We start from the raw sequence: 26,575 nt of genomic DNA, 5'->3' as shown, positions 1-26,575 counted from the left end.
GTCGTGCGGCGCCGGAAGCCCTCGATCTACAAGTCGCCGGAGGAACTCCGGGCGATGGTCCGTCCCGGGCTGCTCACCGAGTCGGCGCTCACCGCGGTGCGCGCCGCGATCCGCCCGGGCATCACGACGGGCGAGCTCGACGCGATCGCCGAGCGGACGATCCGCGACGGCGGCGGCGTGCCGAACTTCCAGCTCGTGCCGGGGTACCGGCACACGTTGTGCGTCTCGGTGAACGACGAGGTCGTCCACGGGATCCCCGGTGACCGCGTGCTCGCAGCCGGTGACATCGTCTCGGTGGACGCCGGTGCCGAGGTCGACGGCTGGAACGGCGACAGCGCGTTCACGACGGTGCTCCCCGGCGGGGACGCCACGCTGACGACCGCTCGACAGACGCTCTGCGACACCACGGAGCGCGCGCTCTGGCACGGCATCGCTGCGCTCGCGCACGCCCGGTCCCTCAACGAGGTCGGCGCGGTGATCGAGGACGCCATCGACGAGACGGGTGCCTGGGGCATCGTCGAGGACTTCACGGGCCACGGCATCGGTCGGTCGATGCACGAGGACCCGCCCGTCTTCAACCACCGCGTCCGCGGCGCTGGTCCGGCGGTGAAGCCCGGGCTGGTCGTCGCGATCGAGCCGATGGTCACCGCCGGGACGATCGACAGCTCGACGGACGACGACGAGTGGACCATCCGGACCCTGGACGGTTCCGACGCGGCGCACTGGGAGCACTCGGTCGCCGTGCACGCCGACGGCATCTGGGTGCTCACCGCTTCCGACGGGGGTGCCTCCGGTCTCGTGCCGCTCGGCGTCACGCCGGTCCCTGTCCCGTAGGACAACCCGCCTCGCCGGTCGTGCGGTCCCGACGGGGCGGTGCGGACCCGTCGACCGTGTGTGGGTGCGTCGCCCGTCCCGCCGGGAGGCTCGTCCCACCTCAGCACGTCGACACCCGTCCCGACGTGCTGACGCCGGCAGCTGTCACGGCTCCGCGCCCCCGGCACCCGTCCGTGTCGTGCACGACCGGATCGTCCAGCACCGTGGCGCTGCTGCGCGACGGCGCGCGGACGGCCGCCCAGACGGGCTCAGTTCCCGACGGTGCAGGTCTGCTCGGACGCGGACTGCCCCGAGATGCTCGAGGGCAGCGGCGTCGCCGAGGGCGTCCCCGCGGAGCCGGCGGCAGCCGACGGGGCACCCGACGCGGTACCGTCCGACGCGGCCCCACCGCCAGCCGGCGCCTGGCTCGGCGACGTGTCGCTCTCCGGCGTGCTGCCAGCGGTCGGCGACTCCTCCGACGCCCGGCCCGTGGTCGAGTCGCTGAGCGACGTCTTGCGGTCCTGCTGCAGCACGACGTTGAGCTCGTGGGCGGCTGCCTCGTCGACGAGCACGTGTGCGGTGTCGGACGGGTCGTCGACCACCGGGTACTGCACGAACAGCATGTCCGAGGTGCTCATGCCCCGGAGCGTGGACGCGAGCCCGACGAGCGTCCGGGTCTGCGCCAGGCCGTCCGACAGCGTCATGTTCGACAGCGCGGCGCCGGCCAGCTTGTACAGGGTGACCGGGTTCGACAGGGTCCCGTCCGAGGTGACCTTCCGCAGCAGGGCCGACAGGAACACCTGCTGCGAGCTGATGCGGGCGAGGTCGCTGCCGTCGCCGACGCCGTGCCGGCTGCGCAGGAACGCCAGCGCGTCCTGCCCCTCGAGCGTGTGCTGCCCGGCGGAGAGCTGCAGGCCGGTGTACGAGTCGTCGATGGGCTTGGCGACGCAGACGTCGACGCCGCCCAGCGCGTTCGACATCTCGATGACGCCGTCGAACGTGATGAGGCCGGCGTACGGGATGGTGAGCCCGGTCAGGTTCTCCACCGTGTCCACCGCGCAGGAGATCCCGCCGTGCCCGAGCGACTCGTTGATGAGCTCGCTGCTCGCCGCCGGGTACGAGGTCCCCGTCTCGGGGTTCGTGCACGCCGGGATCGGGACCTTCAGGTCGCGGGGGAAGCTGACCGCCGTGAGCTGCTGGTGGTCCTGGGAGATGTGCACGAGGATCGTGACGTCGTTCCGGGCGCCCTCGACGTTCTCGTCGGAGTCGAACTGGCCGACCCGGGTGTCGCTGCCCAGGAGCAGGATGTTCGCGCCGCCCTGCATCGCGGTGATGTCGGCGGTCTTCGCGGTGTTCTGGTCGTCGGTGCTGAGCTCGACCGTGTGCGGGGCGCTGGCGAGCTGGGCGCCGGCGATGGCGGCGACGCTGGTCCCGCTCACCAGGACGACGGCCACCGCGGCGGCGACGAACCCCAGGAGCGTCCCCCATCCGCGACGGCGTGGCAGCCGGCCGTGGCGGGCGAGGGGGCGGCGGGGTGCATCAGGCACGTGGTCTCCGATCGGTTCTCCGGCGCAGGCGCCGGGCGGTCAGCGGTCGCCAGGCTACGGCGGTGGGACCGGCGCGCAGCCGGGAACCGACCGAGGATCCACTCTGGACCGTTCAGCCGGGTCCCCGACAGCCCCAGACGGAGGGACCTCCGGCGGGCGGGACCGGCCAGCACTTGGCAATCGGCGCCTGATCCCATACGATTGATCTTTGGTGTGTCATGCCCTTCGGCGTGGCGCCCGACCCGCAGACCGGCTCGGGGATCACACCGGTAATCCAACCAAGCGACAGTGAGGCTATGGCCAAGAAAGACGGCGTCATCGAGATCGAGGGCTCGGTGCTCGAAGCTCTGCCCAACGCGATGTTCCGCGTTGAGCTGACCAACGGACACAAGGTCCTCGCGCACATCTCCGGGAAGATGCGCCAGCACTACATCCGCATCCTCCCCGAGGACCGCGTGATCGTGGAGCTGAGCCCGTACGACCTGACCCGCGGCCGGATCGTCTACCGCTACAAGTGATCCGCGAGCTGGAAAGGAACGGCTCGGCGAACCCGCCGGGCACGAAGCCAGCGAGCAACAGGAAGCAATCATGAAGGTCAACCCCAGCGTCAAGCCCATCTGCGAGCACTGCCGTGTCATCCGCCGCAAGGGCCGCGTCATGGTGATCTGCAAGAGCAACCCGCGCCACAAGCAGCGCCAGGGCTGAGCTCCCAGCAGGACCCACAACTCAACACTGAACACGCAGTACCAGAACCCCGCCCCGACCTCGGTCGCCGGCGGGGGACACCTCGGGGCGGAGGCCCGGGCACCGGTACTGCGCCACACCTCCACCGAAAACAGGAGCAGCCAGCACATGGCACGTCTAGCAGGCGTCGACATCCCGCGCGAGAAGCGCGTGGAGATCGCACTCACGTACATCTACGGCGTCGGCCGTACCCGCGCGGTCCAGGCACTCGCCGAGACCGGTATCTCCGGTGACATCCGCGTCAAGGACCTGACCGACGACCAGCTCGTCGCCCTCCGTGACTTCATCGAGGGCAACTTCAAGGTGGAGGGTGACCTCCGCCGCGAGGTCGCCGCCGACATCCGCCGCAAGGTCGAGATCGGTAGCTACGAGGGTCTCCGCCACCGTCGTGGTCTCCCGGTGCGTGGTCAGCGCACCAAGACCAACGCGCGTACCCGCAAGGGACCGAAGCGCACCGTGGCAGGCAAGAAGAAGGCCCGATAGGAGATCATCATGGCTACCCCCAAGACTGCCGCGCGCAAGCCGCGTCGCAAGGAGAAGAAGAACGTCGCCGTGGGCCAGGCCCACATCAAGAGCACGTTCAACAACACCATCGTCAGCATCACCGACCCGTCGGGTGCCGTCCTCAGCTGGGCGTCCTCGGGTGCCGTGGGCTTCAAGGGTTCGCGCAAGTCGACGCCGTTCGCGGCGCAGCTCGCCGCCGAGTCCGCTGCGCGTCAGGCGCAGGAGCACGGCGTCAAGAAGGTCGACGTCTTCGTCAAGGGTCCGGGCTCGGGCCGCGAGACCGCGATCCGTTCCCTCCAGGCCGCCGGCCTCGAGGTCGGTTCGATCAACGACGTCACCCCGCAGGCGCACAACGGCTGCCGCCCGCCGAAGCGTCGCCGCGTCTGACGCGAGGAGCAACCGGCCGTTCCCCGCTCGTCCCCTGACCGGGGCGAGCGGGGCCGGCCATTCCTGGTCGTTCGATCGCGCACGTCGGGCCCTCCCGGCCCCGCGCTGCGCGTGATCACAACTCAACAGACCCGTCGGGGCCCGGTCGGCCCCGTCGTACCGCCGAGTGTCATATAGCGGACACTCCGCCGAAAGGAATCCCACAGTGCTCATTGCACAGCGCCCCACCCTGACCGAGGAGTCGATCTCCGAGTACCGCTCGCGCTTCGTCATCGAGCCGCTCGAGCCGGGCTTCGGTTACACCCTCGGCAACTCGCTGCGCCGCACGCTCCTCTCCTCGATCCCCGGCGCGGCTGTCACCAGCATCCGCATCGACGGCGTCCTCCACGAGTTCAGCACCGTCCCCGGTGTCAAGGAAGACGTCACCGAGATCATCCTCAACATCAAGAGCCTCGTCGTCTCCAGCGAGCACGACGAGCCGATCACCGCGTACCTGCGCAAGCAGGGTGCCGGTCAGGTCACCGCGGCGGACATCTCCGCCCCGGCCGGCGTCGAGATCCACAACCCGGACCTCGTCATCGCGACCCTGAACGACACCGCGCGCTTCGAGCTCGAGCTGACGATCGAGCGTGGCCGTGGCTACGTGTCGGCGACCCAGAACCGCTCGGAGTTCAGCGAGGCCGGTCAGATCCCGATCGACTCGATCTACTCGCCGGTCCTCAAGGTCACCTACCGCGTCGAGGCGACGCGTGCCGGTGAGCGCACGGACTTCGACCGCCTGGTCGTGGACGTCGAGTCGAAGCCGGCGATCTCGCCGCGCGACGCCATCGCCTCGGCCGGGCGCACGCTGGTCGAGCTGTTCGGTCTCGCTCGCGAGCTGAACACGGCGGCCGAGGGCATCGAGATCGGCCCCGCGCCGGTCGACGCGGTGCTCTCGAACGAGCTGCAGACCCCGATCGAGGACCTGGACCTGTCGGTCCGCAGCTACAACTGCCTCAAGCGGGAGGGCATCAACACGGTGTCCGAGCTCGTCGCCCTCTCGGAGACGCAGCTCATGAACATCCGCAACTTCGGTCAGAAGTCGGTGGACGAGGTCAAGGACAAGCTCACCGAGCTCGGCCTGTCCCTCAAGGACACCGTCCCCGGATTCGACGGCGCCCACTTCTACAGCGGGTACGACGAGGACGAGTCCAACAACTGACCTCGCGCTGACGCGCACGCGCGCCGATGAGTCGGTGCGCACCACCATCACCACTGGAGAACTGACATGCCGAAGCCCACCAAGGGCCCCCGCCTCGGTGGCGGCCCCGCCCACGAGCGCCTGCTCCTGAGCAACCTCGCCAACGCCCTCTTCACGCACGGTCGCATCACGACCACCGAGACGAAGGCCAAGCGCCTCCGTCCCGTCGCCGAGCGTCTCATCACGTTCGCGAAGCGTGGCGACCTGCACGCTCGTCGTCGGGTCATCGCGCAGCTGCGTGACAAGTCCGTCGTGCACACGCTGTTCACGGAGATCGCCCCGCAGGTCGAGGACCGTCAGGGCGGCTACACCCGCATCACGAAGCTCGGCTTCCGCAAGGGTGACAACGCGCCGCTCGCCTCGATCGAGCTCGTCCTCGAGCCGGTGTCCAGCACGCCGGCCCCGGTGAAGCGCTCCGCGGCCCCGGCCGCTGCCGCTCCGGCCGAGGAGACCCCGGCCGAGGAGACCCCGGCCGAGGAGACCCCGGTCGAGTCCACGGAGACCACCGAGGAGTCCGCTCCGGTCGAGGCCGAGACCGAGACCCCGGCTGCCGCCGAGGTCGAGGCCGACGCCGACGCCAAGTCGGACGACGCCAAGTAGGTCCAGCACCACCACACGGAACCCCGCGACGCTCGTCGCGGGGTTCCGTCGTCCCCGCGGGTCCGTGTCGGCGGACGGGCGGCGCGGGGGGGGGGGGGGGGGGGGGGGGGGGGGGGGGCCGCCACGGGCCTCCCGTCCGGCACGCATCCGCGTCCCCTCCCAGCGTCACCGCCGTACGGTGATCGCGACATGGCGAGAGCAGAGCGGATCACCGGCGCCGGGCGCCGTCTGTGGCGGTGGAGCCGCGACTCCGGGACCCAGCCGCGGCTGCTGCTCGCCGGCAAGGCGGCGCTGGCCGCCGTGATCGCGTGGACGCTGGCGAGGTACGCTCCGGGCGTCGCCGCCGAGTACCCGTACTACGCGCCCCTGGGGGCCATCGTCGCGATGCGAACGACGGTCTTCGCGGGGATCCGCGCCGGCGTCCAGACGCTCGTCGGCATCACGCTCGGGATCCTGATCGCCGGCTTCACGATGCTCGTGGGCGATCCCGGCGTCATCGCCGTCGCGCTCGTCGTGGGGCTCGGCGTGCTCGTGTCCGGGTTCCGGATCCTCGGCGAGGGGTACTCGTGGGTGCCGATGGCAGCGCTCTTCGTGCTGCTCGTCGGTGGAGGCAACGCGGAGGGCTACTCGTTCGCCTACGTCGTGCAGATGGCCATCGGGATCGCGATCGGGCTCGCGGTGAACTTCGCCGTCGTCCCGCCGCTGCACTTCTGGGACGCGGAGCGACGGATCGACCAGGTGAACGGCGTGCTCGCGCAGCAGCTCGACGACCTGGCGGACGTGCTCGTCGACGGTGAGCCGGACACCGGGGCCTGGGACCGCCAGCAGGAGCGGTTGGACAAGGCGATCGCCGACGTGCGGGACCGCGTCTCGACGGCGCAGGAGGCCCGGCGGATGAACCCGCGCAGCGTGCTCCGCGGGTCGCGGGCACGGCTGCAGACGGACGGCGCGCGCTTCCGGGCGCTCGAGCGCGTCGCCTGGTACACGACCGACCTCACGGAGCTCGTCGCACGCTCCGGACCGGTGGCGGAGAACCTCGGTCGCCCGGACCCGGCGTTCGCCGAGCCCTTCGCAGCCGCGCTCCGCCGGGTCGCCTGCGTGGTCCGCGGTGACTGCGCCGAAGACGGGGCGGACGAGGCGATCGCCGAGCTCGAGCGGGCGCTCGACGCCAGCGACGCCGACCCGTCGCAGGTCACGGTGACCTCGAGCGCGATCGTGGCGCTGCGCGGTGTGCTCGAGTCCGAGAAGCGGGCGACCGCCGACGTGGACACCGAGACCGGTCCGTCCGGCCGACGCGCCTGATGCCGCGGACCGCACCGCCGTCGCGGACCGCACCGCCGTCGCGGACCGCACCGCCGTCGCGGTCCGGCACCGACCGTCAGTAGGATCCGATGGTGTCCGTCGCGTCCCGTGTCGCCGTCCTCGGACCGGTGACGGTCGCGGGGCCGGACGGCGCCCCGCTGGCGGTCCCCGGCGCCCTGGCCCGGTCGTTCCTGACGGCGCTGGTGCTCGCGCACGGCCACACGCTGGGCACGGACACGCTGATCGACGAGCTCTGGGGCGAGGACCGGCCGAAGGGTGCACGCGCGGCCCTGCAGACCCTGGTGTCCCGACTGCGCCGGACGACGGCGGACGGGCTCGTCGTGTCGACCAGCACCGGGTACGCCCTCGGCGGCGATCCGGCAGGCATCGACCTGGTGGCCGCCGAGCAGACCGTGCACGAGCCCGACGCCGACACCGAGGCCGTCCGCACCGCGCTCGACCGGTGGCGGGGGACGCCGGGCGGCGACGTCGACGGCGACCTCGGCACCGCCCTGTCGGACCGTGCCGCGGCGGCGGAGCACGCCCTCCGTCGGCGGTTGGCGGCCCTGCAGCTCGCGGACGGGGACCCGGCCGCCGCCGCGGCCACCTGGGCCGCCGAGGTCGAGGCCGCACCGTTCGACGACACCGCCGCCGCCGGTGCGATGCGCGCCCTCGACACGGACGGGCGCACGGCCGAGGCGCTCGCGGTGTTCGCCGCGCACCGGGAGCGGTTGGCCGACGGACTCGGGGCCGACCCGTCCGCGGAGCTCGTCCGGCTGAACGCGGAGCTCCTCCGACGATCGGCGGCCGCGGAGGACCACCCCGTCCGGCGCACCGGTCTCCGGGTCGCGCCGAACGAGCTCGTCGGCCGAGGGGACGACGTCGCCCACGTCGCCGCGCTGCTCGACGAGCACCGCCTGGTCACCGTGCTCGGTCCGGGCGGACTCGGCAAGACCCGGCTCGCGCAGGCCGTCGCCGCCCAGCTGCCCCCGACCACGGGCGTCGTCGTCTGCGAGCTCGCACCGATCGGTGACGGCGAGGACCTGCTCCCCGCCCTCGGCGCGCTGCTCGGGATCGCCGAGGTCCGGACGGCCCGCATGCTCCAGGACGCGGTCGTCACGGACCTGTGGGCACGGCTGGTCCGCGCCCTCGACGGCGGTCCGACCGTGCTCGTGCTCGACAACTGCGAGCACCTGCTGCAGGCCGTGGCCCGCTGCACGGCCGACCTGCTCGCCGCCGTGCCCGGACTGCGGGTGCTCACGACCTCCCGGGCGCCCCTCGCGATCGCGGGCGAGGTCGTCGCACCGCTCGGTCCGCTGCCGGTCGAGGCCGACGGGGCCGCCGTCCGCCTGTTCACCGAGCGAGCCCGGGCCGCCCGACCCGGCGCCGTGCTGCCGGTCGACGCCGTCCGCCGGATCTGCACCCGGCTCGACGGGTCGCCGCTCGCCATCGAGCTGGCCGCCGCCCGGATCCGAGGGATGGCCGTCGACGAGGTCGAACGACGCCTGGACGACCGCTTCGCCCTGCTGCGCGGCGGCGACCGCAGCGCACCCGAGCGGCACCGGACCCTGCTCGCGGTGATCGAGTGGAGCTGGCGGCTCCTCGACGAGGGTGCCCAGGACCTGCTGACCCGGTTGGCGCTGTTCCCGGACGGGGTCGCGGTCGACGCCGTCGAGTCGGTCGCGGAGCCCGGACGGCGGTGGGACGCGCTCGACGACCTGGCGGAGCTCGTCGAGCAGTCGCTCGTGCAGCTCGTCGAGGCCGAGGGCGAACCGGTCCGCTACCGACTGCTCGAGACCGTGCGCGAGTTCGGTGCCGCACGACTGGCCGAGCGGGGCACCACCGAGGCCGTCCGCACGGCGATGACCACGTGGGGTCGGGAGCTGGCGGCGGCACGCAACCTGTTCGCGCTGCGGGGCCCGGTACAGCTCGTCGCCTTCACCGAGGTCCGGCGCGAGGCCGACACCCTCGTCACCCTGCTCCGCTGGGCGCTCCGTGCCGACGACGTCCCGACGGTCACGCACGTCTTCGCCGCGCTCGGCGGGTACTGGACGCTCCGCGGGCTGCACCGCGAGGTGGTCGCGACGGCATCCGACGTGGTCGCCGCGCTCCGGTCGTGCGTCCCGCGGCCGGAGGACCGGACCGCCGCGGTCGTCGGGCTCGTGATGGCCGGGGCCACGTCGGCGTTCTCGGACCTGCGCACCACGGCGCGGGCGATCACCGGCCTGCGGACCCTGCACGCGTCCGGCCGTGCCGAGGACCCGGTCGTCGACGCGCTCGCGTCGCTCCTGCTCTCGGTCGCGCGACCCGATCAGGGCTTCGCCGAGCTCGCGCGCCTCCGCGAGGACCCGGAGCCCGCGGTGGCGTGCCTCGGCACGATGCTGAGCGCGCCGCTGGCCGAGAACGCCGGCGAGCCCGTCGCGGCCCTGCGGTACGCACGCCGGGCGAAGGCGCTGGCGGAGACGACGGGCGAAGCGTGGACCACCGGTACCGTCGCGGTCACGCTCACCCAGTTGCTCGCGCAGTCGGGGCGGTACAGCGAGGCCCTGGCCGAGGCGGTCAGCGCACGCGAGCACCTGGAGCGCTTCGGCGCCGACGACGACCTGTACGAGATCGGCTGGACGGTGGGCCTGGCCTCCGCCGCGACCGGGGACGTGGAGCGCGCCCGGTCGATCGCCGCGGACCTCCGGCACCGGCCGGCGGGCGGTCGCGGGGGCTTCGACGACCGCGGGCTCATCGCGGTCCTGGCGGTCGCCATCGGTGCCGAGTGCGCGCGGTGGGAGGGCGACCCCGAGGCCGCGGCGGCCGGGTACACCGAGGCCTGGGACGTCGTGCAGCCGGGGCGCGGCGCCGCTGCGCACTGGGCGCTCATGGCGGGGGCCGCACGGATCGCGGCGGTGGACGAGGCGGCGGTGCGTCGGGTCGAGGACGCGGCCACGGGCCTCCCGGCCGCCGCGGTCGGAGCGGAGCCGGCACACACGTCGTTGCCCGCGGCGGAGCTGGCGATCGCTCGACGGGTGCGGGTCGGCACGCTGGTGCAGCTGCGCCTGCGGCAGGTCCGCCGGGACGTCCCGGTCATCGGCACGGCGCTCGCCGGACTCGCGATCGCCTACGCCCGCACCGGACGTCCGGACGCGGCGGTCGCGTGCTGGGGCACCCTCACCCGGATCGGGTCACGGCAGGACTTCGCGGTCCTCGCCCACGCCCGGCTCCGACCGCTGCTCGCCGAGGTCGTGGGGGAGCAGGCGCTCGCCGACGCCGAGACGGCCGCGGCCGGCAGGGACCGGGCCGAGGCCGTCTCGTGGGTGCGGGCCGTGCTCGAGGACGCGCGCCTGCCCGCCTGAGCCGGGCACAGGGCCCCGGCCGGGTCCGCGGGCCGTCAGGCCTTCCGCATGTAGGCGCGGACGGTCAGCGGCGCGAAGACCGCCACCACCACCGCGGCGCCGAGCAGGCTGAGCCAGAGGTCACCGCCGACCGTCCCGTGGTTCACCAGGTCGCGCACCGCGGTGATGAGGTGCGAGACCGGGTTGACCTCGGTGAACCAGCGGAGCCAGCTCGGCAGCGTGTCCGTCGGCACGAACGCGTTCGACAGGAAGGTCAGCGGGAAGAGCACGAGGTTCGCGATGCCGGAGACGCTCGACGCCGTCCGCGCGATCACGCCGAAGTACGCGAAGACCCAGCTGATCGCCCACGCCACCACGATGACGAGCAGCGCCGCCAGCAGCACGGCGCCGAGGCCCCCGGCGGGACGCAGGCCCATGACGATCCCCACCACGAAGGTGATCGTCGTCGCGATCGCGTAGCGGACGGTGTCGGCGAGCAGCGCGCCGGCGAGCGGGGCGATCCGGGCGATGGGGAGCGAGCGGAAGCGGTCGAAGACGCCCTTGTCCATGTCCTCGCGGAGCTGCACCCCGGTGACGATCGACGAGGTGATCGCCGTCTGCACGAGGATGCCCGGGATGATGACGGGCAGGTAGCTCCCGACGTCGCCGGAGATCGCGCCGCCGAAGATGTACGTGAACATCACGGTGAAGACGATGGGCATGAGCGTGACGTCGAACAGCTGCTCGGGTGTCCGCCGGATCTTGACGAGCCCGCGGTACGCCATCGTGAACGACTGGCGGACCGTGGCCGCGAGGCCGGTGCCGCCGACCCCGGGACGCGGGGTGACACGCGGTGCCGAGGACGGCGTGGTGGTCGGGGTGAGGGTGGTGGCGGTCATGCGAGGCTCCCTTCGAGCGCGCGGTCGGTCGTGGCGGTGTCGGCGTCGGCCGGTGCACCGGTGATGGTGAGGAAGACCTCGTCGAGGGTCGGCTTCTGCACGCTCATCTCGGCGAGGGAGACCCCCGCCTCGCGGAACGAGACGAGCAGGTCGGTGACGCGGTCCGGGGCGGTCATCGGGGCGGTGAGCCGCGCGCCCTCCGGGCTGACGACCGCCGGGGTGCCGAGCACCCGCTCGACGAGTGCGGCCGCGGTCGCGAGCGCGCCCGACTCCGCGTCCGCCAGGCGGAGCTGCAGCGAGGCGGTCCCCACCGAGGACTTCAGGTCGTCGGCGGTGCCCTCGGCGACCACGCGGCCGTGGTCGATGACCGCGATGCGGTCGGCGAGCTGGTCGGCCTCGTCCAGGTACTGCGTCGTGAGCAGGACGGTCGACCCGGTCGCGACGAGCTCGCGGATCGTGTCCCACATCTGCGCACGGGTCCGCGGGTCGAGCCCGGTGGTGGGCTCGTCGAGGAAGATCAGCGGCGGCTGCGCGATGAGGCTCGCCGCCAGGTCGAGGCGCCGCCGCATGCCGCCGGAGAACGCCTTGAGCGGGCGGGACGCGGCATCGGTCAGCCCGAAGCGCTCGAGCAGCTCGCGGGCCTTGCGCTTCGCGTCGCCGCGGGACAGCCCGAGCAGCCGCGCGAAGATGACGAGGTTCTCGGTGGCGCTGAGCGTCTCGTCGACGCTCGCGTACTGCCCGGTCACCCCGATCAGGGAGCGGACGGTCTGCGGCTCGCGGCGGACGTCGTGCCCGAAGACGCGGGCCTCGCCCCCGTCCGGCCGCAGCAGGGTCGCGAGCATCGAGATGGTGGTCGTCTTGCCGGCACCGTTCGGGCCGAGCACGCCGTAGACCGTGCCGGCCTCGACACGGAGGTCGACACCGTCCACGGCGCGGTTGTTGCCGAACGTCTTGACGAGGCCGGTCGCCTCGACGGCGAGTGGTGTGGTGGTCATCGCAAGGTCCTTTCGTCGATGTCGGGACCGATGCTCCCGCCCACCGCTCACGCGGCACTGACGCGGCGCTGACACCGGCGAGCGGTCGCCGTCAGCGACGGGACGGACGGTCGCCGACGACGGACCGGACGGGAGGCACGACCCGGCCCCGGTACGCTCGCTCCCGTGGCAGGGACGGACGACTCGGACGCCGGCGCGAGCGGCGCGGTGCGGCTGCGGCTGGACGTCGCGTACGACGGCGCGGCGTTCTCCGGATGGGCCCGGCAGCCCGGGCTGCGGACCGTGCAGGGTGCGCTCGAGTCCGCGCTCGCGACGGTCTTCACCCGGTGGGGCGCGCCGCCGCTGCTCACGGTCGCCGGGCGGACGGACGCCGGGGTGCACGCCACCGGGCAGGTCGCCCACCTCGACCTCACGTCCGAGCAGTGGGGCGCACTCACGAGGCCGCGGCGGTCGTCGCCGGACGGGCCCCCGCGAACCTCGCTCGACGGACTCGTCAAGCGGGTCAACGGCCTGGCCGGTGCCGCGGGGGACGTCGTCGTGACGCGGGCGTCGGTCGCGCCGGACGGGTTCGACGCGCGGTTCTCCCCGCTCTGGCGGCGCTACGAGTACCGGGTGGCGGACGCCGACGCCCCACGCGACCCACGTCGGCGGGGGCACACGCTCTGGCACCCGGCGCGCCTGGACCCGGCGGCGATGGAGCGCGGTGCGCTGACGCTGCTCGGGCTGCACGACTTCGCGACGTTCTGCAAGCCGCGCGAGGGCGCGACCACGATCCGGACGCTGCAGGAGTTCCGCTGGGACCGCGAGCCGGACGGCGTGCTGGTGGCGCGCCTCCAGGCCGACGCGTTCTGCCACTCGATGGTGCGGGCGATGGTCGGGGCGACCATCGCCGTCGGCGAGGGCCGCTTCGGCCCGGACCGCCTCGAGGAGCTGCGGATCGCGCAGCAGCGCACCAGCGCCTTCACGGTCGCACCCGCGGTCGGCCTGACGCTCACCGAGGTCGGGTACCCGGGGGACGACGAGCTCGCCGCCCGGGCCGCGCAGACCCGCGCACGCCGCACGGACGACGAGCCGGACGCCGGTAGCGTCGGGGGATGAGCTCCCGCAGGCCCCGGTCCGTCGTCTCCGTCGCACCCGGGGTGGTGTTCGTCGAGGGGCCGGTCTCGAACTGGGTCGTGCTCGCCGAGGAGGACGGTGTCGCGCTGATCGACGCCGGCTACCCGGCGGACAGCGGCCTCGTCCTCGACACCGTGCGCTGGGCCGGCCACGACCTCGGCGACCTGCGGCGCATCTACGTCACGCACGGGCACGTCGACCACGTCGGCGGCATCCCGGGGATCCTCGAGCGGTACCCGCACGTGCAGGTCCTGGCGCACGCCGACGAGCTCGTCAACGTCCGCGGCCCCCAGCGGCAGCAGGTCCGGCCGGCGGAGATCGGTGGACGGCTGGCCGCGCCCCGGACCATGCGCTGGCTGGCGCGCGCGATCGGCTCCGACGCCCTGCGTCCGGTGACCGTCCCCGGCGCCCGGGCCTTCACCGCGCAGGACTTCGCGGGGCGCGCGATGACACCGTTCCCCGCCGTCGGGCACACGGCCGGCTCCACCGCGTACCTGCTGCCGGCCGCGAACGCGATCGTCACCGGCGACGCGGTGGTCTCGCACCACGACACCCTGCCCGGGTCGTGGCAGCCGCGCCCGAGGATGATCACGCCGTTCTTCACCGCCGACCAGGCGACGGCCCTCGAGTCCGCGCGGGCACTGCCGATCCCGGAGATCGTGCTACCGGGGCACGGACCGGCCGTGCACCGTGTCGGCAGCGGGTGGGTGCCGGTCGTCGGCTGAGCACGCCGGGGGGCACGGCGATCGCGCGCCGACGTGCCCGGGGCCGCACCCCGGACGGGGGTGGACCGCATCGTTCACCTGCCGGAAACCTGAGCGACCCTGCAGGTGGCTAGCGTGACGAGGTCCCCCTCCTCCTGCCGAAGGTCAGCATGCCCAACCTCCTGCGGCGCACCGTGCTGTGCGCCACGGTGGCGGCGACGCTCGTCGCCGCCCCCCTCGTCTCCGTCTCCACCGCCCTCGCGGACCCCGCGGGCACCGGCCTCGTCATCTCCGAGGCGTACCTGAAGGGCGGCAGCGCGAACGCCTTCTACAAGGAGAAGTTCGTCGAGATCGCGAACCCGACCGCGACGCCGGTGTCGCTCGCCGGTTGGTCGCTCCAGTACCGCGCCGCCGGCAGCACCGGGAACTTCTCGGTGAGCGCCCTCGAGGGCACGGTGCCCGCGAACGGCACCTTCCTCGTGTCGATGGCGGGCAACGGCGGCGCGAACGCCGTCGGCGCCGCCCTGCCGACCGCCGACGACACCGCCTCCCTCAACCCGTCCGGCACCACCGGCACCCTGGCGCTCTCGAGCGGCACCGGGGCGCTGGCGCTCCCCGCGGGTCCGGTCGCGACCGGGACGCCCGGCGTCGTCGACCTGCTCGGCTACGGCGGGTCGAACACGTACGAGGGCACCGTCCGCACGGTGACCGGTGGGAACAGCGAGCCGAACGGCCTGACCCGGAACGGTACGACGGACACCGACGTCAACGGCGCCGACTTCTCGGTCACCACGACCCTGACACCGACCAACGCCGCGGGTGAGACCGGCAGCAGCACCCCGACCGACCCCGAGCCGACCGACCCGGGCACGCCGACGGGTCCCGCCGAGGCCGTCACCATCGCGCAGCTGCAGGGAACCGGCACGGCGTCGCCGTACGTCGGGAAGCGCGTCGTCACCGAGGGCGTCGTCACCGCGGTCTACGCCACGGGCGGCCTGAACGGCTACACGGTCCAGACCGCCGGCACCGGCGGTGCGCTCGACCTCGCCACCCACACCGCGTCCGACGCCGTGTTCGTGTACTCGGCCGCGACCGCGGGCAGCGTCTCGGTCGGCGACGCCGTGCGCCTCACGGGGTCGGTGGCCGAGTTCAACGGACTCACCGAGCTCGAGGTCGCATCGATCGCCGACGTCGTGCGCCTCCCCGCCACGGGCGTCGTGCAGCCGGTCCCCGCCACCCTGACCCTGCCGCGCACCGACGCCGAGCGCGAGTCGCTCGAGAGCATGCTCGTCGCACCGCAGGGCGACTACACGGTCGCCGACAACTACACGACCAACCAGTACGGCGAGATCACCCTGGCCGCCGGCACGGAGCGCCTGGTCCAGCCGACCGAGGTCGCCCGCCCGGGCAGCCCCGAGGCCGCCGCTGTCGCCGCCGACAACGCCGCGCGCAAGGTGGTGCTCGACGACGGCGCGAGCACCAACTTCCTCAGCGCCGGGAACCAGTCGGTCCCGGTGTCCTGGCTCACCCAGGGTCCGGTCACGGTCGGCGCCGCCGCGACCTTCACGAAGCCGGTCGTCCTCGACTACCGCAACGACGCGTGGAAGTTCCAGCCGACCGCGCCGATCACCGGCGCGACCCCGGCTGCCGACCTGCCTGCGTCGTTCTCGGACGTCCGCACCGCGGCGCCCGAGGAGGTCGGTGGTGACCTGAAGCTCGCCGGGTTCAACGTGCTCAACTACTTCCCGACCACGGGCGACCAGCTCACCGGCTGCACGTACTACACCGACCGCGACGGCGACCCCGTGACCGTCCGCGGCGGCTGCGACGCTCGTGGTGCCGCGAACGCGGACGACCTCGCCCGCCAGCAGGTGAAGATCGTGAAGGCGATCAACGCCCTCGGCGCCGACGTCGTCTCGCTCGAGGAGATCGAGAACTCCGCACGCTTCGGGAAGGACCGCGACGCTGCCGTGGGCACCCTCGTCGCCGCGCTCAACGCCGCCACGGGTCAGGACACCTGGGCCTACGTGCCGTCCCCGGCGGTGCTGCCCGCGACCGAGGACGTCATCCGCCTCGCGCTCGTCTACAAGAAGGACCGCGTCGCACCCGTCGGCGAGTCGACCATCCTCGACGACCCGGCCTTCGTGAACGCCCGTCAGCCCGTCGCCGATGCCTTCCGGCCGGTGGGCGGGAGCGCGGACGACGACTTCCTCGTCATAGCGAACCACTTCAAGTCGAAGGGCTCCGGCTCGGGCGAGAACGCCGACCAGGGCGACGGCCAGGGCGCGTCGAACGCCGACCGCGTGCGCCAGGCGACGGCGCTCGCCGCGTTCTCGACGACCGAGCAGCAGAAGTACGGCACGGACAAGGTGTTCATGCTCGGCGACTTCAACGCGTACAGCGAGGAGGACCCGATGGTCGTCCTGCGCGAAGCGGGCTACACCGACCTCGGTCCGGCGGAGGACTCGTCCGAGTACTCGTACGTCTTCAGCGGCCTGAGCGGTTCGCTCGACCACGTGCTGGCGTCCCCGGCCGCCCTGGCGACGGTCACCGGTGTGGACATCTGGAACATCAACTCGACCGAGTCGGTGGGCCTGGAGTACAGCCGCTACGACTACAACGTCACGGACCTGTACCGCGACGACGTGTACCGCGCCAGCGACCACGACCCGATCCTGGTGGGCTTCGACACGACCGCCGTCGAGACCCCTGCTCCGGGCGACGGCGGGACGACGGCTCCGGTTCCGTCCCCGGCTCCGTCCGCGGGTGCCGGCGCGGGACAGACCACGGTCACGCCGGGGCCGGCACCGATCGCCGCGACTGACCGTGACGGCCGACTGGCCTTCACCGGTACCGAGCTCACCGGCGGGCTCGTCGCCGCGCTGCTCCTGCTCGCGGCCGGCACCGGCCTGGCCGTGGCACGACGCCGTCGGGCGGCACGGACGGACTGACCTTCGCGCCGACACCGATCAGCGACGTCGCACCCGTCGATCGACGGGTGCGACGTCGCTGTCCGCGCGTCGGTCCGCGACCACGGACGGACGGGAGGCGCGTGGCGGGCGGGCCCCGCGCCTCCCGTCCGTCGACCGGTCGCGTTCGACAAGGCGAGCCGCGTCGGGTAGGCTCTCACCTTGGTCTGCGCGCCCCGTGCGCCGGACAGTCAGATGAGCCCTCCACCGGGCAGTTCCACGAGCATCGCCCGCGGAACACCCACCGGAGCGGGATTCACGGACTCCTCACCTCGACACGAAAGCAGCACACCTGTGACTCGTACGTTCTCCCCGAAGCCGGCAGACGTCCAGCACGACTGGATCGTCATCGACGCGACCGACGTCGTCCTCGGCCGTCTCGCCACGCACGCTGCGGCGCTCCTGCGCGGCAAGCACAAGGCCACCTTCGCCCAGCACATGGACATGGGTGACTACGTCATCATCATCAACGCGGACAAGGTCGCCCTCACCGGCTCCAAGCTCGCCAAGAAGGTCTACTACCGTCACTCGGGCTACCCGGGCGGCCTCACGGCGACCTCCTACCCGGAGATGCTCGAGAAGCACCCGACCCGCGCCGTCGAGAAGGCGATCCGCGGCATGCTGCCGAAGAACACCCTCGGTCGTGAGCAGCTCAAGAAGCTGAAGGTCTACGCCGGCGCGGAGCACCCGCACGCCGCGCAGCAGCCCAAGGCGTACACCTTCGACCAGGTCGCGCAGTAACGACGGCCACGACGACTTCAAGGACTGATAACACTCATGGCTCAGATCGCTGACTCCCTCGACCAGACCCCGGAGAGCTTCACCACCGAGAGCGCCCCGGCGTCCTCGGAGACCGCTCCCCGCCAGATCCTCAACGTCTCGGGCGGTGCCGTCGGGCGCCGCAAGGAGGCCATCGCCCGCGTGCGCCTCGTCCCCGGTGGCGGCTCGTTCACGGTCAACGGCCGCACGCTCGAGGACTACTTCCCGAACAAGCTGCACCAGCAGCTGATCAACGACCCGTTCAAGGTGCTCGAGCTCCTCGGCGCCTACGACGTCACCGCCCGCATCACCGGTGGTGGCCCCTCGGGTCAGGCCGGTGCGCTCCGCCTCGCCATCGCGCGTGCGCTGAACGAGATCGACCGCGAGAACAACCGCGCCACCCTGAAGAAGGCCGGCTTCCTCACCCGTGACGCGCGCGTCATCGAGCGCAAGAAGGCCGGTCTCAAGAAGGCCCGCAAGGCGTCGCAGTTCTCGAAGCGCTAGTCGCTCGACGAACCCGATCGCAATGCCGCGTCTGTTCGGTACCGACGGTGTTCGTGGACTCGCCAACGGCGAGCTGACGGCCGCGCTGGCACTGGGTCTCGCCCAGGCCAGCGCGGCCGTGCTCACGCACGGACACCATGCGGACGCCCGCCGGGCGTCCGGCCGACCGCGCCCCCGCGCGGTCCTGGCGCGCGACCCGCGCGTCTCCGGTGAGTTCCTGGGTGCCGCCGTCGCGGCCGGTCTCGCCTCCGCCGGCGTCGACGTGCTCGACGCCGGGGTCATCCCCACACCCGCTGCGGCGTTCCTCGTCGCGGACATCGACGCCGACTTCGGCGTGATGATCTCCGCGTCGCACAACCCCGCACCCGACAACGGGATCAAGTTCTTCGCGACGGGCGGCCGCAAGCTCCCGGACGAGGTCGAGGACCGCATCGAAGCGGCCATGCACGACCAGTCCGCGCCGACGCCGACCGGCGCCGAGGTCGGTCGGATCACCCGGTTCGCCGACGCCGAGGACCGCTACGTCGTGCACCTGCTCGGCACGCTGCCGCACCGGCTCGACGGCATCCACGTCGTGCTCGACTGCGCGAACGGTGCCGCCGCGGGCGTCTCGCCCGAGGTGTTCGTCAACGCCGGTGCCCGGGTCACGCTCATCGGCGCGGACCCGGACGGCATGAACATCAACGACGGTGTCGGGTCCACGCACATCGACAACCTCGCTCGGGCCGTCCTCGAGCACGGCGCGGACGTGGGCATCGCGCACGACGGCGACGCCGACCGGTGCCTCGCGGTGGACGCCGCCGGCAACGCGATCGACGGCGACCAGATCATGGCGATCCTCGCGCTGTCGCTGCAGGAGCGCGGGCGTCTCGCCTCGGACACGCTGGTCGCCACCGTGATGTCGAACCTCGGGCTCACGCGCGCGATGGCGGACGCCGGGATCGAGGTCGTGCAGACCGCCGTGGGCGACCGCTACGTGCTCGAGAAGATGGTCGAGGGTGGCTTCTCCCTCGGCGGTGAGCAGTCCGGACACGTCATCTTCAACGAGTTCGCGACCACGGGCGACGGCGTCCTGACCGGGCTCCACCTCGTCGCGGAGATGGCCCGCACCGGCAAGAGCCTGCAGGAGCTCGCGTCGTGCATGACGGTCTTCCCGCAGGTGCTCCTGAACGTGCGCGGTGTCGACCGGCAGGGTCTGGACGACCAGGGTGTGCAGGACGCGATCGCCGCGGCCACCGAGGCGCTCGGCGACTCCGGCCGCGTGCTCCTGCGCCCGTCGGGTACCGAGCCGGTCGTCCGCGTCATGGTCGAGGCCGCCTCGCAGGAGGACGCCCAGCGCGTCGCCGAGGAGCTCGCCGACGTCGTGCGCGACCGACTGTCGATCGACGCGGCCGCGTAGGGCGCTGCGTCGCCGTCGCCGTCGTAGCGTTGCTCCGAACCACGGAACCGACATCGAACCCGGTACTTTTCCTGGTTCGATGTCGGTTCCCGGGTTCGACATCAGGGAAGCGGCGCCCCCGCGTCAGATCTTGCGGAGCAGGACCGAGTTGACCTTGTGGTTCGCGCCCTTCTTGAGCACGAGCGTCGCCCGGGAGCGCGTCGGCAGCACGTTCTCGAGCAGGTTCGGCTCGTTGATCGCGCGCCAGACCTCGGTCGCCGTCCGCACCGCGTCCTCGCGGGACAGCGACGCGAACCGGTGGAAGAACGAGTCCGGGCTCGAGAACGCCTCCTCCTGCAGCGCCAGGAAGCGGTCGACGTACCAGGACTCGATGTCCTTCGTCTTCGCGTCGACGTAGATCGTGAAGTCGAACAGGTCCGACAGCGCGAGCCGCCCGTGCACCGGCGGCGCGAGCACGTTGAGGCCCTCGACGATGAGGACGTCCGGCTGCCGCACGACGATCTCGGCGTCGGGCACGATGTCGTAGACCAGGTGCGAGTAGAACGGCGCGCGGACCTCGGCTGCACCGCTCTTCACCTGGCTGACGAACCGTAGCAGCGCGCGCCGGTCGTACGACTCCGGGAAGCCCTTGCGGTCCATGATCCCGCGGCGCTCCAGCTCGGCGTTGGGGTACAGGAACCCGTCGGTCGTCACGAGCTCCACCCGAGGGGTGTCCGGCCACCGCTTCGTGAGCTCCCGCAGCAGCCGCGCGACGGTCGACTTGCCGACCGCGACCGACCCGGCGACGCCGATCACGAAGGGTGTCCGTCCGGCCCGCTCGCCGAGGAACCGGCTCGTCTCCGCGTGCAGGTTCCTCGCACCGGCCGCGTAGAGCGTCAGCAGGCGGGACAGCGGCAGGTAGACCTCCTGCACCTCCTGCATGTCGAGCCGGTCGCCCAGGCCGCGCAGCTGCACGACCTCGGTCTCGGTCAGCGACAGGTGCTCCTTCGGCGCGAGCTGGGACCACTCGTCGCGCGGGATCTCCACGAACGGGGTCGGGTGCGCGACGGTGGCTTCCGTGATCGGCATGGGGACGAGCGTACAGACGGGAGGCGCGGCGGACGCGGGCGGACCGGCGCACGTGCACCGCGCCTCCCGTCCGGGGCACGGTGCCTGTCCGCTCGACGCGGCAGCCGGTCGGCTGGACCGACGGACGGGTGGGCTGCCGTCAGGCCGGGAGTGCCGCCTCGATGGCGGCGACGACCTCGGGTGCGTCCGGCTTCGTGGTCGGACGGAAGCGGGTGACGGTGCCGTCGGGGGCGACGAGGAACTTCTCGAAGTTCCAGCTGACCCGGCCGGCCTTGCCGGACGCGTCCGGCGTCTCCTTGAGTGCCCGGTACAGCGGGTGGGCGCCCCCGCCGTTCACCTTGACCTTCTCGGACATCGGGAACGTCACGCCCCACGTGGTGGAGCAGTACTCCTCGATGGCCTCGGACGAGCCGAGCTCCTGCAGGAACTGGTTGCTCGGGAAGCCGAGGACCGTGAAGCCGCGCTCGCCGTAGGTCTTCTGCAGGGCCTCGAGCTGCTCGTACTGGGGCGCGAGCCCGCAGCGCGACGCGACGTTCACGACGAGGACGGCCTTGTCGGAGAACTGCCCGAAGGTGGTGTGCTCCCCGTGCAACGTGGTGATCTCGATGTCGTCGAAGCGTCCCATGACCAGAACGTTATCCCCGCCGCCGGTGCTTCGCAGGGTGGGCGGTCAGCCAGACCGTAGGATCGAGCGCATGTGTGGAATCGTGGGCTACGTCGGCAGCAAGAGCAGCCAGGAGGTCCTCCTCGGTGGGCTCCGTCGTCTCGAGTACCGCGGCTACGACTCGGCGGGCATCGCGGTCGTCGACCGGCCGGGTGACCTCGTCTCGGCGAAGAAGGCCGGCAAGCTGCAGGCCCTGGTCGAGGAGCTCGAGTCGCATCCGATCGCGGACGGCGCCACCGGCATCGGGCACACCCGCTGGGCGACCCACGGCGGCCCGACCGACGGCAACGCCCACCCGCACCTGGCGGACGGCGGCAAGCTCGCGCTCATCCACAACGGCATCATCGAGAACTTCTCCGAACTGAAGCAGGAGCTCCTCGCTGAGGGCGTCGCGTTCACCAGCGAGACCGACTCCGAGGTCGCCGCGCACCTCGTCGGTCGGGCGTTCCGTGAGACCGGCGACCTGACCGCCGCCATGCAGCAGGTCGTGCAGCGGCTCGAGGGCGCCTTCACGCTCCTCGTCGTGCACGCCGACCAGCCCGGTGTCGTCGTCGGTGCGCGTCGGAACTCGCCGCTGGTCGTCGGCCTGGGCGAGGGCGAGAACTTCATGGGCTCCGACGTCGCGGCGTTCGTCGCGTACACGCAGCGTGCCCTCGCGATCGGCCAGGACGAGATCGCCACGATCCGTCCCGACGGCGTCGAGGTCGTGCACTTCGACGGCTCCCCGGCGTCCCCGGAGGAGTTCGAGGTCAGCTGGGACGCCTCCGCCGCGGACAAGGGCGGCTGGAGCTCCTTCATGGCCAAGGAGATCAGCGAGGAGCCCGAGGCCGTCGCGAAGACGATCCTCGGTCGCGTGCACGACGGTGCCGTGACGCTGACCGACCTCGACCCGATCGCCGAGCGCCTGCAGCAGGTCGACCGCGTCATCGTCATCGCCTGCGGGACCGCCGCGTACGCCGGGATCCTCGGCAAGTACGCCATCGAGCAGTGGGCCCGCGTCCCCGTCGAGGTCGAGCTCGCCCACGAGTTCCGCTACCGGGACCCGGTGCTCGACGACCGCACGCTCGTCGTCTCGATCAGTCAGTCGGGCGAGACCATGGACACGCTCATGGCGGTCAAGTACGCCCGCGAGCAGGGTGCCCAGGTGCTCTCCATCTGCAACACCCAGGGCGCCACGATCCCGCGCGAGTCCGACGCGGTGATCTACACGCACGCCGGACCCGAGGTCGCGGTCGCGTCGACCAAGGCCTTCATCGCGCAGGGCGTCGCGCTGTACCTCCTCGGGCTGCACCTGGCGACGCTCAAGGGCACGCTGACCGCCGAGCAGATCGCGGAGCAGGTCGCCGAGCTCGAGGGCCTGGCCCCGAAGCTGCAGCAGACCATCGACGACGCCTCCGGGGTCGCGGAGCTCGCGAAGTGGATGGCGGACACCCGGAGCGTGCTGTTCCTCGGCCGCCACGTGGGGTACCCGATCGCGCTCGAGGGCGCGCTCAAGCTGAAGGAGCTCGCGTACATCCACGCCGAGGGCTTCGCCGCCGGCGAGCTCAAGCACGGCCCGATCGCCCTGATCGAGCCGGGCCAGATCGTCTTCGTCATCGTGCCGTCGCCGCGCGACCCGCGTTCGCTGCACCCGAAGGTCGTCTCGAACATCCAGGAGATCCGCGCCCGCGGTGCCCGGGTGATCGCCATCGCGGAGGAGGGCGACGCGGCGGTGCTGCCCTTCGCGGACGAGGTCCTGCGCATCCCGCTCGCGACGCCGCTGTTCGAGCCGCTGCTGGCCGTCGCGCCGCTGCACATGTTCGGCATGGAGCTCGCCGCAGCCAAGGGCCTCGACGTCGACCAGCCGCGCAACCTGGCGAAGTCGGTCACCGTCGAGTAGACCAGCGTCGTGATCATCGGCATCGGGGTCGACGTCGTCGACACGGAGCGGTTCCGGGGAGTGCTCGAGCGCACCCCGGCGCTCCGGACGCGTCTCTTCACCCCGGCCGAGCAGCTGCGAGACGGAGAGCCCCGCCCGGTGTCGTCGCTCGCGGCCCGCTTCGCGGCGAAGGAAGCACTCATCAAGGCGTTCGGCTCGAGTGCCGGGCTGAGCTGGCAGGAGCTCGAGGTCGTCGCGGACGACCAGCGGAACCCGTCGCTCACCCTGCACGAGGGCGCTCGTCGTGTGGCGTCCGACCGCGGTGTGACGAACGTCCACCTGTCGCTGTCGCACGACGGCGGGATCGCGACGGCGTTCGTCGTCATCGAAGGAGGGGACGCATGAGCGCGTTCACGGGGATCACGGTCGACCGCGAGGCCCTCATCGCGAACTACGCCACGGTGTCCGAGCGGGTGGCACCGGCCGGTGTCATCGCGGTCGTCAAGGCGAACGCGTACGGCCACGGGGCCGTCGACGCCGCGCGGGCGTTCGTGGACGCCGGTGCCGAGTGGCTCGGGGTCGCCGACGTCGACGAGGGCATCGCCCTCCGCCGCGCCGGCATCGACGAGGGCGTCCGGATCCTGGCGTGGCTGCACGCCCCCGACGAGGACTTCCGCCGAGCCGCGCAGTACGCCGTGACACCGGCGGTGTCGAGCGTCTCGCAGCTCGCCGCCGCCGCCGACTCCGAGGTCCCCGCACTGCACGTCTGCGTCGACACCGGGCTGAGCCGGAACGGTGCCGTCGAGTCCGAGTGGGCCGAGCTCTTCGCCACCGCCGGACGGATCGCGCGCTCCGGTGGCCGCACCCGGGTCGAGGGCCTGATGTCGCACCTGTCGAACGCGTCCCTCGCCGACGACCTCGACCAGGACGCCGCCCTCCAGCGTGCGCTCGACGGGCTCGCCGCGAACGGCATCGTGCCCGACGTGGTGCACCTCGCCGCCAGTGCCGGCAGCATCGCCGTCCCGGAGACCCGGCACGACGCCGCGCGCGTCGGTCTCGCGCTCTACGGCCTCAGCCCGTTCCCGGACCGCACCTCGGCCGACCTCGGCCTCCGCCCGGCGATGCGCGTGACCGCCGCTGTGCTCCGGACCGTCCCGGTGGCCGCTGGGGAGGGCGTCAGCTACGGCTACACCTGGCGTGCCGCGACCGACACCCGGCTCGCGGTGATCGGGCTCGGGTACGCCGACGGCTTCGACCGCGACCTGGGCAACCGGGTGTCGGTGCGGATCGGCGACCGGACGTTCCCCGTCGTCGGCCGCGTCGCCATGAACGCCATGCACATCGACATCGGCGACGCCGACGTCCGCGTCGGTGACGAGGTCGTGCTCTGGGGCGACCCTGCGGACGGCGACCCCGCGGTCGAGGACTGGGCGGCAGCCGTCGACACCATCAACTACGAGGTGGTCGCCAGGGTCGGCCGCAGCGTGGAACGGAGGACGACGTGAACGCGCCGCTGCGCCGGGCCCGGATCGACCTCGACGCCTACCGGTCGAACCTCGACCTCGTCCGCGAGTGGATGCAGCCCGTCGAGGTCATGGCGATCATGAAGGCCGACGCCTACGGGCACGGCCTCGAACCGATCGCGCTCGCCGCCGTCGACGCCGGGGTTCGTTGGATCGGTGTCCTGACGGTCCCCGCGGCGCTGCGGCTCCGGGCGATCGGTGTCGGCGAGGACGTCCACCTGTTCACCTGGCAGCACGACCCTGCGCTCGACTTCCGCGACGCGATCGACTCCGCGATCGACCTCGGCGTCTCGAACGCCGCCGAGCTGCAGCGGGTCGTCGAGGCCGTCGACCAACGCCCGGCGCGTGTGCACCTCGGCGTGGACTCGGGTCTGCACCGCGACGGCGCGACGCCGGACGCCTGGCCCGAGCTGGTGTCGCTCGCCGTGGACGCCCAGCGGGCCGGTCGGATCGAGGTCGTCGCCGCGTACACGCACCTGGCGGAGACGTCGGACGAGGACGACAGTGCCGCGGTCGCCGTGTTCGACCGGGCCGTCGAGACCGCGGAGGACCTCGGGCTCGACCTGCCGATGGAGCACGTCGCAGCGTCGCTCGCGGGCCTTGAGCGGAAGGAGTTCCGCAAGGACATGGTGCGGATGGGGGCGAACCTGCTCGGCATCCCCGGAGCCGAGGGCGTCTCCGCCGCCGACCTCGGGCTCGAGCCGGTGATGACGCTCACCGCCTCGGTCGCGAAGACGAAGCGGGTGCCGGTCGGCACGGGCGTGTCCTACGACTACACGTACCGCACCGCGTCGGAGACCACCCTCGCGCTGGTGCCCGTCGGGTACGCGGACGGGGTCCCGCGACGCGCGCAGGGGCGCGTCGAGGTCGCCATCGGCGGCAAGCGGTACCCGATCGCCGGACGTGTCGCGATGGACCAGTTCCTGGTCGACGTCGGCGACGACGAGGTGCGCGTCGGTGACCAGGTCGTGCTGTTCGGCACGGGGGAGCACGGCGAGATGACCGTGCTCGAGTGGGGCGAGGCGCTCGGCACGATCGGCGAAGAGGTGACGTGCCGCATCGGCGCCCGTGTCCCGCGCGAGGTCGTCGGGCACCAGGTCGAGGGCCGCGTCGGCGACTACCTGCGGGAGCAGCCGTGACCGACGCCCGGGTGCTGCTCGACACGACGGTGTCGACGACCGACGAGATGGGTGCGCTCGGAGCCCGGCTGGCCGCGGTCCTGCGCGCGGGGGACCTCGTCGTGCTGACCGGCCCGCTCGGTGCCGGCAAGACGACGCTCACACGGGGCCTCGGCGCCGCGCTCGGTGCCCGCGGGCAGGTGTCGAGCCCGACCTTCGTGCTCGCCCGGACCCACCCCACGACCGCCGGACCGGACCTCGTGCACGTCGACGCCTACCGGCTGAGCGACCCGGTGGAGCTCGACGACCTCGACCTCGACTGGGACACCTCGATCGTGGTCGTCGAGTGGGGGAGGGGCTTCGTCGACGGCATCGCGGACGACGTGCTCGACGTCGAGATCGTCCGCGCCACCGGAGCCGACGCGACGGACCCCGGGATCGACGACCTCGACCCCGACGACGTCCCCGACGAACCCCGGCGCGTCGTCGTGACGGCCACCGGCGACCGCTGGGCGGACGTCTCCCTCTGACCGGGCCCG

The 26,575-nt window shown here is 72.5% G+C and carries 25 protein-coding genes; 20 read left to right on the top strand and 5 right to left on the bottom strand.

Going from position 1 to position 26,575, the window contains the following annotated elements:
• Positions 1 to 3 precede the first annotated feature (3 nt).
• Complete coding sequence (gene map, locus LCG91_RS14985) at positions 4 to 834, top strand: type I methionyl aminopeptidase (RefSeq protein WP_224441884.1); 831 nt, start codon at positions 4 to 6, stop codon at positions 832 to 834.
• Between the two features lie 248 nt (positions 835 to 1,082).
• Here the strand turns inward: map and LCG91_RS14980 are convergent, their stop codons facing one another.
• Positions 1,083 to 2,360 carry an LCP family protein gene (locus tag LCG91_RS14980; protein ID WP_153001827.1) on the bottom strand — a complete coding sequence of 426 codons (1,278 nt, stop codon included), beginning with the start codon at positions 2,358 to 2,360 and terminating at the stop codon, positions 1,083 to 1,085.
• 296 nt (positions 2,361 to 2,656) lie between these two features.
• On the opposite strand from LCG91_RS14980, the gene infA reads away from it, so the two are divergent.
• The 8 genes from infA (at position 2,657) to LCG91_RS14940 (ending at position 10,481) form a co-directional block, all read left to right on the top strand.
• Complete coding sequence (gene infA / locus LCG91_RS14975) at positions 2,657 to 2,878, top strand: translation initiation factor IF-1 (protein WP_017885509.1); 222 nt, start codon at positions 2,657 to 2,659, stop codon at positions 2,876 to 2,878.
• 70 nt (positions 2,879 to 2,948) lie between these two features.
• Positions 2,949 to 3,065: a 50S ribosomal protein L36 gene (rpmJ, locus tag LCG91_RS14970; protein WP_022903266.1), complete on the top strand. Its 117-nt coding sequence runs from the start codon at positions 2,949 to 2,951 to the stop codon at positions 3,063 to 3,065.
• Positions 3,066 to 3,212: 147 nt separating this feature from the next.
• The gene (rpsM, locus tag LCG91_RS14965) at positions 3,213 to 3,587 is read left to right on the top strand and encodes a 30S ribosomal protein S13 (RefSeq protein ID WP_058728274.1); all 375 of its coding nucleotides are present in this window, start codon (positions 3,213 to 3,215) and stop codon (positions 3,585 to 3,587) included.
• Positions 3,588 to 3,596: 9 nt separating this feature from the next.
• Positions 3,597 to 3,995 carry a 30S ribosomal protein S11 gene (rpsK, locus tag LCG91_RS14960; RefSeq protein ID WP_017885507.1) on the top strand — a complete coding sequence of 133 codons (399 nt, stop codon included), beginning with the start codon at positions 3,597 to 3,599 and terminating at the stop codon, positions 3,993 to 3,995.
• Between the two features lie 205 nt (positions 3,996 to 4,200).
• A complete protein-coding gene (locus LCG91_RS14955; protein WP_058728275.1) occupies positions 4,201 to 5,196 on the top strand; it encodes a DNA-directed RNA polymerase subunit alpha in 996 nt (331 codons plus the stop codon).
• 66 nt (positions 5,197 to 5,262) lie between these two features.
• Positions 5,263 to 5,835, top strand: a complete 573-nt coding sequence (gene rplQ, locus LCG91_RS14950) for a 50S ribosomal protein L17 (protein WP_224441883.1) — start codon at positions 5,263 to 5,265, stop codon at positions 5,833 to 5,835.
• Between the two features lie 189 nt (positions 5,836 to 6,024).
• A complete protein-coding gene (locus LCG91_RS14945; protein ID WP_224441882.1) occupies positions 6,025 to 7,137 on the top strand; it encodes an FUSC family protein in 1,113 nt (370 codons plus the stop codon).
• A gap of 89 nt (positions 7,138 to 7,226) precedes the next feature.
• Positions 7,227 to 10,481, top strand: a complete 3,255-nt coding sequence (locus tag LCG91_RS14940) for a BTAD domain-containing putative transcriptional regulator (protein ID WP_224441881.1) — start codon at positions 7,227 to 7,229, stop codon at positions 10,479 to 10,481.
• 35 nt (positions 10,482 to 10,516) lie between these two features.
• On the opposite strand, the gene LCG91_RS14935 is transcribed toward LCG91_RS14940, so the two are convergent.
• Entirely contained in the window at positions 10,517 to 11,359 is an 843-nt protein-coding gene (locus LCG91_RS14935; RefSeq protein WP_058750047.1) for an ABC transporter permease, read from the bottom strand.
• Positions 11,356 to 12,354 (bottom strand): ATP-binding cassette domain-containing protein, encoded by a 999-nt coding sequence (locus LCG91_RS14930; protein WP_224441880.1) that lies wholly within the window; start codon positions 12,352 to 12,354, stop codon positions 11,356 to 11,358. Before LCG91_RS14930 ends, LCG91_RS14935 begins: the two co-directional genes overlap by 4 nt.
• 165 nt (positions 12,355 to 12,519) lie before the next feature.
• Here LCG91_RS14930 and LCG91_RS14925 point away from each other — a divergent pair, with 165 nt between their 5' ends.
• From LCG91_RS14925 to glmM, 6 genes are all read left to right on the top strand, one after another.
• Complete coding sequence (locus LCG91_RS14925; RefSeq protein ID WP_224441879.1) at positions 12,520 to 13,452, top strand: tRNA pseudouridine synthase A; 933 nt, start codon at positions 12,520 to 12,522, stop codon at positions 13,450 to 13,452.
• Positions 13,449 to 14,195, top strand: coding sequence for an MBL fold metallo-hydrolase (locus LCG91_RS14920; protein ID WP_058750049.1), 747 nt, complete (start codon positions 13,449 to 13,451; stop codon positions 14,193 to 14,195). The genes LCG91_RS14925 and LCG91_RS14920 overlap by 4 nt, the downstream gene beginning before the upstream one ends.
• A gap of 149 nt (positions 14,196 to 14,344) precedes the next feature.
• Positions 14,345 to 17,125 (top strand): ExeM/NucH family extracellular endonuclease, encoded by a 2,781-nt coding sequence (locus LCG91_RS14915; RefSeq protein WP_224441878.1) that lies wholly within the window; start codon positions 14,345 to 14,347, stop codon positions 17,123 to 17,125.
• 312 nt (positions 17,126 to 17,437) lie between these two features.
• Positions 17,438 to 17,884, top strand: a complete 447-nt coding sequence (gene rplM / locus LCG91_RS14910) for a 50S ribosomal protein L13 (protein ID WP_022904636.1) — start codon at positions 17,438 to 17,440, stop codon at positions 17,882 to 17,884.
• A 36-nt stretch (positions 17,885 to 17,920) separates the two neighbouring features.
• Positions 17,921 to 18,406 (top strand): 30S ribosomal protein S9, encoded by a 486-nt coding sequence (rpsI, locus tag LCG91_RS14905; protein ID WP_058749472.1) that lies wholly within the window; start codon positions 17,921 to 17,923, stop codon positions 18,404 to 18,406.
• A gap of 22 nt (positions 18,407 to 18,428) precedes the next feature.
• Positions 18,429 to 19,805: a phosphoglucosamine mutase gene (glmM, locus tag LCG91_RS14900; protein ID WP_224441877.1), complete on the top strand. Its 1,377-nt coding sequence runs from the start codon at positions 18,429 to 18,431 to the stop codon at positions 19,803 to 19,805.
• Between the two features lie 123 nt (positions 19,806 to 19,928).
• On the opposite strand, the gene coaA is transcribed toward glmM, so the two are convergent.
• Positions 19,929 to 20,873 (bottom strand): type I pantothenate kinase, encoded by a 945-nt coding sequence (gene coaA, locus LCG91_RS14895; protein ID WP_058727560.1) that lies wholly within the window; start codon positions 20,871 to 20,873, stop codon positions 19,929 to 19,931.
• 139 nt (positions 20,874 to 21,012) lie between these two features.
• On the bottom strand, positions 21,013 to 21,498 hold the full coding sequence (locus LCG91_RS14890) for a glutathione peroxidase (RefSeq protein WP_058727561.1): 486 nt from the start codon (positions 21,496 to 21,498) through the stop codon (positions 21,013 to 21,015).
• Between the two features lie 70 nt (positions 21,499 to 21,568).
• Between LCG91_RS14890 and glmS the strand changes: the two genes are divergently transcribed.
• Genes glmS through tsaE form a run of 5 tightly spaced genes read left to right on the top strand, consistent with a single transcriptional unit; the run spans position 21,569 to position 26,566 of the window.
• Complete coding sequence (gene glmS, locus LCG91_RS14885) at positions 21,569 to 23,416, top strand: glutamine--fructose-6-phosphate transaminase (isomerizing) (protein ID WP_058749469.1); 1,848 nt, start codon at positions 21,569 to 21,571, stop codon at positions 23,414 to 23,416.
• A gap of 9 nt (positions 23,417 to 23,425) precedes the next feature.
• Positions 23,426 to 23,800, top strand: a complete 375-nt coding sequence (locus LCG91_RS14880) for a holo-ACP synthase (protein ID WP_058749468.1) — start codon at positions 23,426 to 23,428, stop codon at positions 23,798 to 23,800.
• Positions 23,797 to 24,900 carry an alanine racemase gene (gene alr, locus LCG91_RS14875; protein WP_224441876.1) on the top strand — a complete coding sequence of 368 codons (1,104 nt, stop codon included), beginning with the start codon at positions 23,797 to 23,799 and terminating at the stop codon, positions 24,898 to 24,900. The genes LCG91_RS14880 and alr (LCG91_RS14875) overlap by 4 nt, the downstream gene beginning before the upstream one ends.
• The gene (gene alr, locus LCG91_RS14870; RefSeq protein WP_224441875.1) at positions 24,897 to 26,057 is read left to right on the top strand and encodes an alanine racemase; all 1,161 of its coding nucleotides are present in this window, start codon (positions 24,897 to 24,899) and stop codon (positions 26,055 to 26,057) included. The genes alr (LCG91_RS14875) and alr (LCG91_RS14870) overlap by 4 nt, the downstream gene beginning before the upstream one ends.
• Positions 26,054 to 26,566 (top strand): tRNA (adenosine(37)-N6)-threonylcarbamoyltransferase complex ATPase subunit type 1 TsaE, encoded by a 513-nt coding sequence (tsaE, locus tag LCG91_RS14865; protein WP_224441874.1) that lies wholly within the window; start codon positions 26,054 to 26,056, stop codon positions 26,564 to 26,566. The genes alr (LCG91_RS14870) and tsaE overlap by 4 nt, the downstream gene beginning before the upstream one ends.
• The last annotated feature ends 9 nt before the right edge of the window (positions 26,567 to 26,575 follow it).

It is taken from the genome of Curtobacterium sp. TXMA1, assembly GCF_020162095.1.
In the GTDB taxonomy this organism is placed as follows: Bacteria; Actinomycetota; Actinomycetes; order Actinomycetales; family Microbacteriaceae; genus Curtobacterium.
This window is presented reverse-complemented; position numbering and strand designations above follow the sequence as displayed.

Excerpts from the sequence above, each read along its gene's own strand:
- LCG91_RS14915 (WP_224441878.1), top strand. The coding sequence starts at position 14,345 with ATGCCCAACCTCCTGCGGCGCACCGTGCTGTGCGCCACGGTGGCGGCG.
- LCG91_RS14940 (WP_224441881.1), top strand. The coding sequence starts at position 7,227 with ATGGTGTCCGTCGCGTCCCGTGTCGCCGTCCTCGGACCGGTGACGGTC.
- coaA (WP_058727560.1), bottom strand. The coding sequence starts at position 20,873 with ATGCCGATCACGGAAGCCACCGTCGCGCACCCGACCCCGTTCGTGGAG.
- alr (WP_224441876.1), top strand. The coding sequence starts at position 23,797 with ATGAGCGCGTTCACGGGGATCACGGTCGACCGCGAGGCCCTCATCGCG.
- infA (WP_017885509.1), top strand. The coding sequence starts at position 2,657 with ATGGCCAAGAAAGACGGCGTCATCGAGATCGAGGGCTCGGTGCTCGAA.
- LCG91_RS14890 (WP_058727561.1), bottom strand. The coding sequence starts at position 21,498 with ATGGGACGCTTCGACGACATCGAGATCACCACGTTGCACGGGGAGCAC.
- rpsM (WP_058728274.1), top strand. The coding sequence starts at position 3,213 with ATGGCACGTCTAGCAGGCGTCGACATCCCGCGCGAGAAGCGCGTGGAG.
- LCG91_RS14945 (WP_224441882.1), top strand. The coding sequence starts at position 6,025 with ATGGCGAGAGCAGAGCGGATCACCGGCGCCGGGCGCCGTCTGTGGCGG.
- LCG91_RS14930 (WP_224441880.1), bottom strand. The coding sequence starts at position 12,354 with ATGACCACCACACCACTCGCCGTCGAGGCGACCGGCCTCGTCAAGACG.
- LCG91_RS14935 (WP_058750047.1), bottom strand. The coding sequence starts at position 11,359 with ATGACCGCCACCACCCTCACCCCGACCACCACGCCGTCCTCGGCACCG.
- rpsI (WP_058749472.1), top strand. The coding sequence starts at position 17,921 with ATGGCTCAGATCGCTGACTCCCTCGACCAGACCCCGGAGAGCTTCACC.
- rpmJ (WP_022903266.1), top strand. The coding sequence starts at position 2,949 with ATGAAGGTCAACCCCAGCGTCAAGCCCATCTGCGAGCACTGCCGTGTC.
- glmM (WP_224441877.1), top strand. The coding sequence starts at position 18,429 with ATGCCGCGTCTGTTCGGTACCGACGGTGTTCGTGGACTCGCCAACGGC.
- rpsK (WP_017885507.1), top strand. The coding sequence starts at position 3,597 with ATGGCTACCCCCAAGACTGCCGCGCGCAAGCCGCGTCGCAAGGAGAAG.
- LCG91_RS14920 (WP_058750049.1), top strand. The coding sequence starts at position 13,449 with ATGAGCTCCCGCAGGCCCCGGTCCGTCGTCTCCGTCGCACCCGGGGTG.
- glmS (WP_058749469.1), top strand. The coding sequence starts at position 21,569 with ATGTGTGGAATCGTGGGCTACGTCGGCAGCAAGAGCAGCCAGGAGGTC.
- rplQ (WP_224441883.1), top strand. The coding sequence starts at position 5,263 with ATGCCGAAGCCCACCAAGGGCCCCCGCCTCGGTGGCGGCCCCGCCCAC.